Below are 12,308 nucleotides of genomic sequence, written 5' to 3'. Positions count from 1 at the left end.
GGTTGGTGTTCGATCACGACAGTCGCCACCGTGCAAAACACGGTCGCTACAGTTCGCTTTTACCCTCTCGACGCTGCGTAATGTTCCGGGCACGGTGCACAAAGACACCGGCCCACAATAATCCGCTGCCGCACGAGATCCTCCCAATGAAAAGACTGTTTACCCGCTGTCTCTCAATCCTCTGCGGCACTGCTCTCCTGAGCACCAGCGTTCTGGCCAGTGACGACGCTTCCTGCAAGGCCGTGCGCATGGGCGTGGTCAACTGGACCGACGTGATCGCCACCAGCGGCATGGCTGACGTATTGCTCAATGGCCTCGGCTACGAAAGCAAGCAAACCAGCGCCGTGCAGCAAATCATCTTCGCCGGCATCCGCGACAAGCGTCTGGACATCTACCTCGGTTACTGGAAACCGGCGATGGACAAAAACATCGCGCCGTTCCTGGCTGCCAATCAGGTGAAGGTCATGGAAAAACCGAGCCTGGCCGATGCTCAGGCAACCCTCGCCGTACCTGAATATGTCGCCGACGCGGGTCTGAAAACTTTCGCCGATATCGCCAAATTCAAGGATCAACTCGGCGGCAAGATCTACGGCATCGAGCCGGGCAGCGGCGCCAACACCACCATCAAAACCATGATCGAGACCAATCAATTTGGCTTGAAGGATTTCAAGCTGATCGAGTCGGGTGAGGCCGGCATGCTTGCCGCCGTTCAGCGGGCGGTGAATCGTAAGGAATTCGTGGTGTTCGTCGGCTGGACCCCGCACCCGATGAACATCAACATGAAAATCGCCTACCTGACTGGCAGTGAAGACGTTTATGGCCCGAACGAAGGCGCCGCCACCGTCTCCACCGTAACCGCCCCGGACTACGCCCAGCGCTGCCCGAACGTAAACCGTCTGTTGGAAAACCTGACCTTCACCGCCGCCCAGGAAAGCCAGTTGATGGTGCCGATCATGGAGCGCAAGACGCCGCAGGATGTTGCCAGACAATGGCTACGTGATCATCCCGAGGATCTGCAGCGCTGGCTCGCCGGTGTCAGCAGTTTTGATGGCAAGGATGGCGTGGCGACCGTTCAGACCCGTTTGAAAAACTGACCGTAACCGCAAAACCCTGTGGGAGCGAGCCTGCTCGCGAAGGCGGTGTGTCAGGCAACATCAATTTGTATGACACGCCCTCTTCGCCAGCAGGCTCGCTCCCACAGGGGGTTGACCCTACTTGTCTCCTTGAACGGGCACCGGCTCATGGCTACTTACCCGCTTTCTGCACAGATGATGGCTTTCGTCGAGAAAACCGTCAGCTTCAACAGCACCAACAGCAGCCTCGCCGGTTTGCGTCAGGCCTACAGCGACATGTGCCTGGCATTCACCCCGTCTCGTCCCGCCGGGCTTTATGTGGTGGATTTCGAATTGGCCGGGGTGCCGGTGCGGTCTTATCAACCGCCGGTTTCGTCACCGACCGGCGGTTGCCCGTGCATCGTTTATCTGCACGGCGGCGGTTGGGTGGTGGGGGACCTGGATTCCCATGACTTCATTTGCGCCGAACTGGCGTCGACGCTCGGCGTGCTGGTGATCGCGGTCGATTATCGGCTGGCGCCGGAACATCCGTTTCCAGCGGCGTTCGAGGATTGCCTGGGTGTCTGGCGCGCGCTACGGACCGGGCCATTCCGGCTCGATCCCGAGCGAACGCTGGTGGCCGGGGACAGCGCCGGTGGCAACCTGGCGGCGGCGTTGTGCCTGGCGTTGCGCGATGCGGGCGAGCCATTGCCAGCGGCGCAGGTCCTGATTTACCCGGGGCTGGGCGGTGATCACCGATTGCCGTCGCGCAGCGAGTGCAGCGACGCTCCCTTGCTCAGCAGCAGCGATGTGGATTGTTATCACACCCTGTACTTGCGCGGCACTGGACAGCCGAGTGCCTATGCGATGCCGTTGCTCGCCGAGGATTTCAGGGGTTTACCGCCGGCCATGATCGCCGTGGCGCAATTCGACCCGTTGCGCGATGACGGCGTGCTCTACGCCGAGCGACTGAACGCAGCAGATGTGACCGCGACGCTTTACTACGGCGAGGGCTTGGTTCACGGCTGTCTGCGGGCCCGGGGGCAGGTCGCCGAGGTCGACGCACTCTATGAAACGCTGCTCGGCTATTTGTCTGAAAAAACAGGCTGAAAAACTCTGATTCTGCAAGGCATGCTCATTGGCGTAATTCGGGTTTATGATGCCGGACGGCAGAATAATAGAAGTCCCCCCAGGGATGACCTCGACCCCTTACGGAGCGCTCAATGCAGACTTTGTACCCGCAGATCAAACCCCACGCCCGGCACGATCTGGCCGTCGATGAAACCCACACGCTGTATGTCGACGAAAGCGGTTCGCCGGAAGGTTTGCCGGTCGTGTTCATTCACGGCGGCCCCGGCGCCGGGTGTGATGCCCAGAGCCGTCGGTATTTCGACCCGAACCTGTATCGCATTGTGACCTTCGACCAGCGCGGTTGCGGTCGTTCAACGCCCCACGCCAGCCTGGAAAACAACACCACCTGGGATCTGGTCGCCGACCTTGAGCGAATTCGCCAGCACCTTGGCATCGATAAGTGGGTGTTGTTCGGCGGTTCATGGGGCTCGACCCTGGCGCTTGCCTACGCGCAAACCCACCCGGAGCGTGTGCACGGTCTGATTCTGCGCGGGATTTTTCTCTGCCGCCCGCAGGAAATCGAGTGGTTCTACCAGTGTGGCGCCAGTCGTCTGTTCCCCGATTACTGGCAGGACTACATCGCGCCGATCCCGCTGGACGAGCGCGAAGACTTGCTCTCGGCTTTCCACAAGCGCCTGATCGGCAACGATCAGATTGCCCAGATGCACGCGGCCAAAGCCTGGTCCACCTGGGAAGGCCGGACCGCCACCCTGCGCCCGAACCCGATGGTGGTCGATCGTTTCTCCGAGCCACAGCGCGCGTTGTCCATCGCCCGCATCGAATGTCACTACTTCACCAACAATGCGTTCCTTGAGCCCAACCAGCTGATCCGCGACATGGGCAAGATCGCCCATTTGCCTGGCGTGATCGTCCACGGTCGCTACGACGTGATCTGCCCGCTGGACAACGCCTGGGAACTGCATCAGAACTGGCCGAACAGTGAATTGCAGGTGATCCGTGATGCTGGCCATGCCGCCTCCGAACCTGGCATTACTGACGCACTGGTTCGCGCCGCCGATCTGATGGCCCATCGTCTGCTCGACCTGGCCCCTGAAGAAGCATGAAGGGCCTGCTGCAACGCGTGCGTGGCGCGCGAGTCGAGGTAGCGGGGGAGGTGGTTGGCGCCGTCGATCAGGGATTGCTGGTGCTGGTGGCGGTCGAGCCTGAGGATACTCGGGCCAGCGCCGACAAACTTCTGCAGAAACTGCTTAACTATCGAGTGTTCAGTGACGCCGAGGGCAAGATGAATCTGTCCCTGGCGGATGTAGGCGGTGGGTTGCTGCTGGTCTCACAGTTCACCCTGGCCGCCGATACCAAGAGCGGGTTGCGTCCGAGTTTTTCGACCGCTGCCCCTCCGGCCTTGGGCGAGGAGCTTTTCGACTATCTATTAGGTAAGGCGAAACAGGTGCATGGCACTGTGGCATCAGGTAGATTCGGCGCGGATATGCAGGTGCACCTGGTCAATGACGGCCCGGTAACCTTCCTGTTACAGACCTGAAAGCGCTTGAAACATGTTTTTAAGGGCTTTTCGACTGAAAACAGGTGTTTTTCGCGATAAATACTTTGTTACCCCTGATGCGTTGTAACGCGGCCTACTAGATAATCGCGCGCTACGGGGATCAGCGTTCGTTGGTCCATTTTGACTTAGGTAGAGACTTGTCCTGAACCTCTTGGGGAATCATTTAGCCCCATAGGAGTCGGAACAATGCTCGCCAACTTGGCAAGAGTGGTCTGTAGGGTCGGTTTTTTCATGCCGTACACCTCACAGGCACTTTAACTGGCCGTTGGTTTTTTGATCTGTTTTCGGCGAGGGTTGCTCGTGATTGTTAGTCCCTGTAATGCAAAATTGTCTGCCAAACGGTTACGAAGCGCTCTGGTAGCGGGCTCTGCACTGCTCTGCCTGCTCAGCGCCGGTCAGCTTTGGGCATTCAATCTGGATGATGTATCGGTCAAGGCAAAAGAGCTGGCCGGGCAGAAATACGAAGCTCCGCGCAGTAACCTGCCGAACGAGTTCCGCGAAATGAAATTCGCGGACTATCAAAAAATTCGCTTCCTGACCGAAAAAGCCGAGTGGGCCGATCAGAAAACCCCGTTCAAGCTGTCGTTCTATCACCAGGGTATGCATTTCGATACACCGGTGAAAATCAACGAAATCACAGCTAACACCGTCGAAGAGATCAAATACGACCCAAGTCGTTTCGATTTCGGCGATCTGAAGTTCGATCCTAAAGCCACCGAGCAACTGGGTTATGCCGGTTTCCGTGTGCTGTACCCGATCAACAAGGCTGACAAGCAAGACGAAATCATGACCATGCTCGGCGCGAGTTACTTCCGCGTTGTCGGCAAGGGTCACACCTATGGCTTGTCCGCTCGCGGCATGGCCATCGATACCGCGTTGCCGTCCGGCGAAGAATTCCCGCGCTTCACCGAATTCTGGATTCAACAGCCAAAACCGGGTGACAAGCACCTGGTGATCTTTGCGCTGCTGGATTCGCCACGCGCGACCGGTGCCTATCGCCTGACCCTGCGTCCGGGCAGCGACACCGTTGTCGACGTCAAGGCCCAGATGTTCCTGCGTGACAAGGTCACCAAGCTTGGCGTTGCGCCGCTGACAAGCATGTTCCTGTTCGGCGCCAATCAGCCGTCGAAAGTGCTGAACTACCGTCGCGAACTGCACGATTCTAGCGGCCTGTCGATCCATGCCGGCAATGGCGAATGGATCTGGCGCCCACTGAACAACCCGAAACACCTGGCGGTGAGCAACTTCTCGATCGAGAACCCGCGCGGTTTCGGCCTGCTGCAACGTGGCCGCGACTTCAGCCACTACGAAGACCTCGACGACCGCTACGACAAGCGCCCAAGTGCCTGGATCGAACCAAAAGGCGATTGGGGCAAGGGCTCCGTCGATCTGGTAGAGATTCCGACTGCCGACGAAACCAACGACAATATCGTTGCGTTCTGGAGTCCGGAAAAACTGCCTGAGCCTGGTCAGCCGCTGGACGTCGCTTATCGCATGCACTGGACCATCGACGAAGCCGCACTTCACGCACCGGACAGCGCCTGGGTTCAACAGACCCTGCGTTCCACGGGTGACGTGAAACAGTCCAACCTGATCCGTCAGCCGGACGGCAGCGTTGCTTATCTGGTGGACTTCGAAGGCCCGTCCCTTGCGGCATTGCCGGAAACTGCGGACGTTCGTAGCCAGGTCAGCGTTGGCGACAATGCCGAGCTGGTCGAGAACAGTGTGCGTTACAACCCTGAAACCAAGGGCTGGCGCCTGACGTTACGGATGAAGATCAAGGATCCGGGCAAGCCTACCGAGATGCGTGCTGCACTGGTCGAGAACATCGTGCCTGCCGACCTGGCCAAAACATCGTATCCGGCATCCAATTCTTCCGTCGCCAAGGCTGACAAGATTGCCGCTCGGCAGCAGGAGAAGCTGGACAAGGAAGCCAAGGAAACTAAGCAAGCTGAAGCCAAGCAGGTTGAAACCAAGCAGGTCGAAGCCAAGCCAGCCGCAGTTTCCAAGGACAAGGACAACAAAGACGCCAAGCAGCCAGTTGCTGCCGAAGCGGCCCCAGCCACACCGGAATCGGTACCGACTGAAGAAGTCCTGACCGAGACCTGGAGCTACCAGTTGCCTGCCGATGAGTAATTCTCAAGTACAGCCAGAGACTCTTGCCGAGTATCTGGCGCATCTACCAATGACCGACGAGCAGCGCGCGGAACTCGCGGGCTGCCAGTCTTTCAGCGAATTGCATGAGCGCCTTTCGTCCTCGACGTTCGACGCGCCGACCGAGGCTGCTCAAGCTTCAGTCGGTCGTCGCCTGACCCTGAACACCGCCGAAGAACTGGCCGACGCTGAAATGCTGGTGCTCGACGCCAGCGGTCGGGTCTGCCTGCGGGCAACCCCGCCGATTCGTCGGACCAAAGTCGTGCCGGAGCCGTGGCGCACCAACATTCTGGTGCGTGGCTGGCGTCGTCTGACCGGTCGCACCAATCCGCCGGCCCCGCCGAAGGATGAAAATGTGCTGCCGGCGGCTCGCTGGCGCACCGTCGGTTCGATCCGCCGCTACATTCTGCTGGTATTGATGCTCGGTCAGACCATCGTCGCCGGCTGGTACATGAAAGGCATCATGCCGTACCAGGGCTGGTCGTTCGTCGACCTGAACGAAGTCCTGCACCAGCCGTTCCTGCAAACCGTCACGCAAGTGCTGCCGTATGCGCTGCAAACCAGCATCCTGATTCTGTTCGGGATTCTATTCTGCTGGGTGTCGGCCGGTTTCTGGACAGCGCTGATGGGCTTTCTCGAGTTGCTCACAGGCCATGACAAATACCGCATTTCCGGCAAAAGCGCCGGTAACGAGCCGATCCCCAAGGACGCGCGCACTGCACTGGTGATGCCGATCTGCAACGAAGACGTGCCGCGGGTATTTGCAGGTCTGCGGGCGACCTTCGAGTCAGTCGCGGCCACGGGTGACCTGGATCGCTTCGACTTCTTTGTCCTCAGCGACAGTAACGACGCCGATATCTGCGTTGCCGAGCAACAAGCCTGGCTGGACGTCTGCCGTGAAGCCAAGGGCTTCGGCAAGATCTTCTATCGCCGCCGTCGCCGTCGCGTCAAGCGTAAAAGCGGTAACCTCGACGACTTCTGCCGTCGTTGGGGCGGTGATTACAAGTACATGGTCGTGCTCGACGCGGACTCCGTGATGAGCGGCGATTGCCTGACCAGTCTGGTGCGCTTGATGGAAGCCACCCCGGACGCCGGGATCATCCAGACCGCGCCGCGCGCGTCTGGCATGGACACGTTGTATGCACGCATGCAGCAGTTCGCCACCCGCGTGTACGGTCCGCTGTTTACCGCCGGTCTGCACTTCTGGCAGTTGGGCGAATCCCACTACTGGGGCCACAACGCCATCATCCGCATGAAGCCGTTCATCGAGCACTGCGCCCTGGCGCCGTTGCCCGGTAAAGGCGCGTTTGCCGGTGCCATTCTGTCCCATGACTTCGTTGAAGCGGCGCTGATGCGCCGTGCCGGCTGGGGCGTGTGGATTGCCTACGACTTGCCGGGCAGCTACGAAGAATTGCCGCCGAACCTGCTGGACGAACTCAAGCGTGACCGTCGCTGGTGTCACGGCAACCTGATGAACTTCCGGTTGTTCCTGGTAAAAGGCATGCACCCGGTGCACCGTGCGGTGTTCCTGACGGGCGTGATGTCTTACTTGTCGGCGCCGTTGTGGTTCTTCTTCCTCGTGCTGTCGACGGCGCTGCTGGCGGTCAACACGCTGATGGAGCCGCAGTACTTCCTTGAGCCACGTCAGCTCTATCCGTTGTGGCCACAATGGCACCCGGACAAGGCGATCGCGCTGTTCTCGACCACCGTCGTGCTGCTGTTCCTGCCGAAGCTGTTGAGCATCATCCTGATCTGGGCCAAGGGCGCGAAAGAGTTCGGTGGCAAGTTCAAGGTGACCCTGTCGATGCTGCTGGAGATGCTGTTCTCCATGCTGCTGGCGCCGGTACGGATGATTTTCCACACCCGCTTCGTGCTCGCCGCGTTCCTCGGCTGGGCTGCGACCTGGAACTCGCCGCAACGTGACGACGACTCCACGCCATGGAGCGAAGCGGTCAAACGCCACGGTCCGCAAACCTTGCTGGGCTTCTTCTGGGCCCTGTTGGTGATCTGGCTGAACCCGAGCTTCCTCTGGTGGCTGGTGCCGATCGTCGGTTCGTTGATGCTGTCGATTCCGGTATCGGTGATCTCCAGTCGAGTTGGCCTGGGCCTCAAGTCCCGTGACGAAAGCCTGTTCCTGATCCCTGAGGAATACAATCCGCCACAGGCGTTGCTGGCGACCGACCAGTACACCCACGAAAACCGTTGGCATGCGCTGAACGACGGCTTCGTCCGGGCAGTGGTCGATCCACAGCAGAACGCCTTGGCGTGCTCGCTGGCGACGTCCCGCCACCGTGAGGCCGAGCCGATCGAATGGCTGCGGATCGAACGGGTTCGTCATGCGCTGAAAGCCGGGCCTGAGGGTCTGGACAACAATGAGCGCGTACAACTGCTCAGTGACCCGGTAGCACTGGGTCGTCTGCATGAGCAGATCTGGAGCGAAGGTCACCCCGAGTGGCTGGAAGCGTGGCGTAAATCGGTGAAAGCCGATCCCCATGCGCCGCTGTTGCCGCTCAAGCCGCTGAGTGCGCAGCCTCAGTTGGCGTGATGAAATCCCCCCGCATCCTTTGAGATCGGGGGCGCTTCAAAAAGATCGCAGCCTTCGGCAGCTCCTACAGGGTGTACATCTGTAGGAGCTGCCGAAGGCTGCGATCTTTTGCTTTCCGCCCTGCGAAACAACAAATCCCACCCAAACCCTTGTGCAAACGAGCGAGTGCGTTAGCATCCGTCCCCGAATTGGTGCGCCCGGACAACTTTCTGTTCGTATCTGCCGGTTTTCCAAGGAAAATCCGCAGTTTGCGCGCCTCACAACGCGATGGTTTTGGGGACTTGATGATGAAGAAGTATCTTTCGATGCTGCTGGTCGGCGTCACGGCATTGGTTGCAGTCAACGCGGCGCACGCCGGTGCCATCGATGACGCGGTCAAGCGCGGCACGCTGAAAGTCGGCATGGACCCGACCTACATGCCGTTCGAAATGACCAACAAGCGCGGTGAAATCATCGGCTTTGAAGTCGACCTCCTCAAAGCCATGACCAAAGCCATGGGCGTCAAGCTGGAGATGGTTTCCACCGGCTACGACGGCATTATCCCGGCCTTGCTCACCGACAAGTTCGACATGATCGGCAGCGGCATGACCTTGACCCAAGAGCGCAACCTGCGCCTGAACTTCAGCGAACCGTTCATCGTGGTGGGCCAAACCCTGCTGATCCGCAAGGAGCTGGAAGGCACCATCAAGTCCTATAAAGACCTGAACACCGCCGACTACCGCATCACTTCCAAGCTCGGCACCACCGGCGAGATGGTGGCCAAAAAGCTTATCTCCAAAGCCAACTACCACGGCTACGACAACGAGCAGGAAGCCGTGCTCGACGTGGTCAACGGCAAGGCCGACGCCTTTATCTACGACGCGCCTTACAACGTCGTGGCCGTGAACAAGGTCGGTGCTGGCAAACTGGTGTTCCTCGACAAGCCGTTCACCTACGAGCCGCTGGCCTTCGGCCTGAAGAAGGGTGACTACGACAGCATCAACTTCATCAATAACTTCCTGCGCCAGATCCACGAAGACGGCACCTACGATCGCATCCATGACAAGTGGTTCAAAGACACCGCTTGGCTCAAGGACATGGAATAAGGCCCGGTCAGTTAGACCGCGCCGCTCCCATCGCCAGCAGGCTGGCTCCCACAGGGGATTTGTGTACGCCACAGATCCAGTGTGGGAGCCAGCCTGCTGGCGATGACGGCCTTCCTGGCGACACAACTTTCGGATTTTGCTAAACCCATGAAACAGAAAAAAGCCCAATGGCCGTGGCACGTTTTAACCGTGCTACTGCTGATCGGCCTGGCCGGCGCGTTGTATTACGCCACCTCGCTGATGTCCTACGAATGGCGCTGGAACCGTGTGCCGCAATACTTCGCCTACCACGCCGAAGAATCCCAGCGTGCCGCCGACATCTCCACCGTCAGCGAACTGGTGCGCAAGGGCGACAAGGCTGAAGTCACCCTGCGCAATGATGCCGGTGTCGAGCAGCACCTGACCGTCGACGACAACAGCCTGCAAGTCGCCCAAGGTGATGATGTGGCCGAAGGCGACGTGATCGGCGTGACCCGTCATTGGGCCGCCGGACCGCTGATGTGGGGACTTTGGACCACCTTATGGTTGTCCGTGGTTTCAGGTGTGCTCGGTCTGCTGATCGGCCTGGCGACAGGCCTGTGCCGACTGTCGAGCAACCCGACCCTGCGCGATCTCTCGACGATCTACGTCGAACTGGTGCGCGGTACGCCGCTGCTGGTGCAAATCTTCATTTTCTACTTCTTCATCGGCACCGTGATGAACCTCTCCCGGGAGTTCGCCGGGATCGCCGCGCTGTCGCTGTTCACCGGCGCTTATGTGGCGGAAATCATCCGTTCCGGCGTGCAATCCATTGCCCGTGGCCAGAACGAAGCTGCGCGCTCCCTGGGTCTGAGCGCTGGTCAGTCGATGCGCCACGTGGTACTGCCGCAAGCGTTCAAACGGGTGCTGCCACCGCTGGCTGGTCAGTTCATCAGTCTGGTCAAGGACACTTCGCTGGTGTCGGTGATCGCCATTACCGAGCTGCTCAAAAGCGGCCGCGAAGTCATCACCACCTCGTTCTCGCCGTTCGAAATCCTGTTCTGCGTGGCCGGTCTGTACCTGTTGATCAACCTGCCGCTGTCGAAAATCGCCAGCCGGCTTGAGCGGAGGCTCGCGCAAAGTGATTGAAGTCCGCGATCTGGTAAAAGTTTTCGACACCCGCGGCCACGTGGTTCGCGCGGTGGATAACGTCACCACACAGGTGGCCAAGGGCGAAGTGCTGGTGGTGATCGGCCCGTCCGGTTCCGGCAAGTCGACCTTCCTGCGCTGCCTCAACGGCCTGGAAGAGTTTGACTCGGGCTCGGTGAGTATCGACGGCTTGCAACTGGCCGACCCGAAAACCGATGTGAATGCCTACCGCCGCGAAGTCGGCATGGTATTCCAGCATTTCAACCTGTTCCCGCACATGACCGTGCTGGAAAACCTCTGCCTGGCCCAGAAAGTCGTGCGCAAGCGCGGCAAGAAGGAGCGCGAGGCCAAGGCCTTGGCGTTGCTGGAGAAGGTCGGTATTGCGCAGAAGGCCAACGAGTTTCCGTCGCGCCTGTCCGGCGGTCAGCAGCAGCGCGTGGCCATCGCCCGGGCACTGGCGATGGAACCGAAGGTCATGCTGTTCGATGAGCCGACCTCGGCGCTCGACCCGGAAATGGTCGGCGAAGTACTGGACGTGATGAAAACCCTGGCGGTGGAAGGCATGACCATGGTTTGCGTCACCCACGAAATGGGCTTCGCCCGGGAAGTGGCGGATCGGGTGCTGTTCTTCGATCACGGCAAATTGCTGGAAGACGCTTCACCGGCCGAATTCTTCGATGCGCCGAAGGATCCGCGGGCTCAGGCCTTCTTGCGCCAGGTCCTCTAAGAGCAGCGGCCTTGTGGGCCGCTAATCGCGGGCAAGCCCGCTCCCACAGTGATTGGGTCGAACACAGCATTTGTGAACAACACGAAACCTGTGGGAGCGTGGCTTGCCCGCGATTGCATCACCTCGGTTCAGAGCGAGCCGAGGCCAGATGAATCACCTCAAACCTTGAACCTGCCCACCAGCATCTGCAGATGCGTCCCCAGCCGTGCCAGCTCAACGCTGGAGGCCGCGGTCTCTTCAGTAGCTGCCGAGGTCTGCTCGGACACGTCGCGCACGTTCAGCACGCTGCGGTTGATCTCTTCGGCCACGGCGCTTTGCTGCTCAGCAGCTGCTGCGATTTGAAGGTTCATCGCCTGAATCGCTGAGACGGTACGGGTGATGTTGGTCAACGAACCCCCCGCGCGGCGGGTCAGTTCGACGCTGCTTTCGGTCAGGGTGCGACTGTTGTCCATGATAGTGGCGACTTGCTGGGTACCGCTTTGCAGGCCGCCGATCAGTTCTTCGATTTCTTCGGTAGATTTCTGGGTGCGCTGGGCCAGGCTGCGGACTTCGTCGGCAACTACCGCGAAACCACGTCCGGCCTCACCGGCACGAGCGGCCTCGATGGCCGCATTGAGGGCCAGCAGGTTGGTTTGCTGGGCCACGGATTTGATCACGTCGAGCACGCTACCGATTTTGTCGCTTTCGCGCTTGAGATGGCTCATGGCCTCGGTGGAGTTGCCGACTTCCTTGGCCAGGCGCTCGATCTGGACGATGGCTTCGCCGACCACTTTGTCACCTTCACGGGCCTGCTGGTCGGCTGCGACAGCCGCTTCGGAGGCTTCTTCGGCGTTACGCGCGACTTCCTGCACGGTGGCGGTCATTTCGTTCATGGCGGTGGCCACCTGGTCGGTCTCGACCTTCTGGCTATTGACCCCGGCGCTGGTCTGCTCGGTGACTGCCGATAGCTCTTCGGCGGCACTGGCGATTTGCGTGACGCCGTCACTGA

Annotated in this window: 10 protein-coding genes; 9 read left to right on the top strand and 1 reads right to left on the bottom strand. The window is 59.8% G+C overall.

From position 1 onward, the window contains the following. The first annotated feature begins 146 nt into the window (after positions 1 to 146). The 9 genes from JFU47_RS15565 to JFU47_RS15525 all read left to right on the top strand — a co-directional run bounded on the left by JFU47_RS15565 (position 147) and on the right by JFU47_RS15525 (position 11,320). Positions 147 to 1,094 (top strand): choline ABC transporter substrate-binding protein, encoded by a 948-nt coding sequence (locus tag JFU47_RS15565; RefSeq protein WP_201184044.1) that lies wholly within the window; start codon positions 147 to 149, stop codon positions 1,092 to 1,094. 147 nt (positions 1,095 to 1,241) lie between these two features. Next, a complete protein-coding gene (locus JFU47_RS15560; RefSeq protein ID WP_201184041.1) occupies positions 1,242 to 2,162 on the top strand; it encodes an alpha/beta hydrolase in 921 nt (306 codons plus the stop codon). A 113-nt stretch (positions 2,163 to 2,275) separates the two neighbouring features. Continuing rightward, positions 2,276 to 3,247, top strand: coding sequence for a prolyl aminopeptidase (gene pip / locus JFU47_RS15555; protein WP_111449393.1), 972 nt, complete (start codon positions 2,276 to 2,278; stop codon positions 3,245 to 3,247). Further along, positions 3,244 to 3,681 carry a D-aminoacyl-tRNA deacylase gene (dtd, locus tag JFU47_RS15550; protein WP_008149496.1) on the top strand — a complete coding sequence of 146 codons (438 nt, stop codon included), beginning with the start codon at positions 3,244 to 3,246 and terminating at the stop codon, positions 3,679 to 3,681. Before pip ends, dtd begins: the two co-directional genes overlap by 4 nt. Before the next feature lie 321 nt (positions 3,682 to 4,002). Then, positions 4,003 to 5,838 carry a glucan biosynthesis protein G gene (locus tag JFU47_RS15545; RefSeq protein ID WP_140680619.1) on the top strand — a complete coding sequence of 612 codons (1,836 nt, stop codon included), beginning with the start codon at positions 4,003 to 4,005 and terminating at the stop codon, positions 5,836 to 5,838. Next, positions 5,831 to 8,401: a glucans biosynthesis glucosyltransferase MdoH gene (gene mdoH, locus JFU47_RS15540; protein WP_201184038.1), complete on the top strand. Its 2,571-nt coding sequence runs from the start codon at positions 5,831 to 5,833 to the stop codon at positions 8,399 to 8,401. The genes JFU47_RS15545 and mdoH overlap by 8 nt, the downstream gene beginning before the upstream one ends. 287 nt (positions 8,402 to 8,688) lie before the next feature. Further along, positions 8,689 to 9,486 (top strand): transporter substrate-binding domain-containing protein, encoded by a 798-nt coding sequence (locus JFU47_RS15535; protein WP_046052327.1) that lies wholly within the window; start codon positions 8,689 to 8,691, stop codon positions 9,484 to 9,486. A 147-nt stretch (positions 9,487 to 9,633) separates the two neighbouring features. After that, entirely contained in the window at positions 9,634 to 10,593 is a 960-nt protein-coding gene (locus tag JFU47_RS15530; protein WP_140680623.1) for an amino acid ABC transporter permease, read from the top strand. Beyond that, positions 10,586 to 11,320, top strand: a complete 735-nt coding sequence (locus JFU47_RS15525; RefSeq protein WP_059406451.1) for an amino acid ABC transporter ATP-binding protein — start codon at positions 10,586 to 10,588, stop codon at positions 11,318 to 11,320. Before JFU47_RS15530 ends, JFU47_RS15525 begins: the two co-directional genes overlap by 8 nt. Before the next feature lie 158 nt (positions 11,321 to 11,478). On the opposite strand, the gene JFU47_RS33645 is transcribed toward JFU47_RS15525, so the two are convergent. After that, entirely contained in the window at positions 11,479 to 12,192 is a 714-nt protein-coding gene (locus JFU47_RS33645; RefSeq protein ID WP_446739640.1) for a methyl-accepting chemotaxis protein, read from the bottom strand. Positions 12,193 to 12,308: the final 116 nt, after the last annotated feature.

The organism is Pseudomonas sp. TH39(2020), assembly GCF_016650715.1.
GTDB classification, from domain to species: domain Bacteria; phylum Pseudomonadota; class Gammaproteobacteria; order Pseudomonadales; family Pseudomonadaceae; genus Aquipseudomonas; species Aquipseudomonas mandelii_C.
This window is presented reverse-complemented; position numbering and strand designations above follow the sequence as displayed.

Coding starts and splice junctions, on each gene's coding strand:
- JFU47_RS15565 (WP_201184044.1), top strand. CDS start 147: ATGAAAAGACTGTTTACCCGCTGTCTCTCAATCCTCTGCGGCACTGCT.
- JFU47_RS33645 (WP_446739640.1), bottom strand. CDS start 12,192: ATGAACGAAATGACCGCCACCGTGCAGGAAGTCGCGCGTAACGCCGAA.
- JFU47_RS15530 (WP_140680623.1), top strand. CDS start 9,634: ATGAAACAGAAAAAAGCCCAATGGCCGTGGCACGTTTTAACCGTGCTA.
- mdoH (WP_201184038.1), top strand. CDS start 5,831: ATGAGTAATTCTCAAGTACAGCCAGAGACTCTTGCCGAGTATCTGGCG.
- dtd (WP_008149496.1), top strand. CDS start 3,244: ATGAAGGGCCTGCTGCAACGCGTGCGTGGCGCGCGAGTCGAGGTAGCG.
- pip (WP_111449393.1), top strand. CDS start 2,276: ATGCAGACTTTGTACCCGCAGATCAAACCCCACGCCCGGCACGATCTG.
- JFU47_RS15535 (WP_046052327.1), top strand. CDS start 8,689: ATGAAGAAGTATCTTTCGATGCTGCTGGTCGGCGTCACGGCATTGGTT.
- JFU47_RS15560 (WP_201184041.1), top strand. CDS start 1,242: ATGGCTACTTACCCGCTTTCTGCACAGATGATGGCTTTCGTCGAGAAA.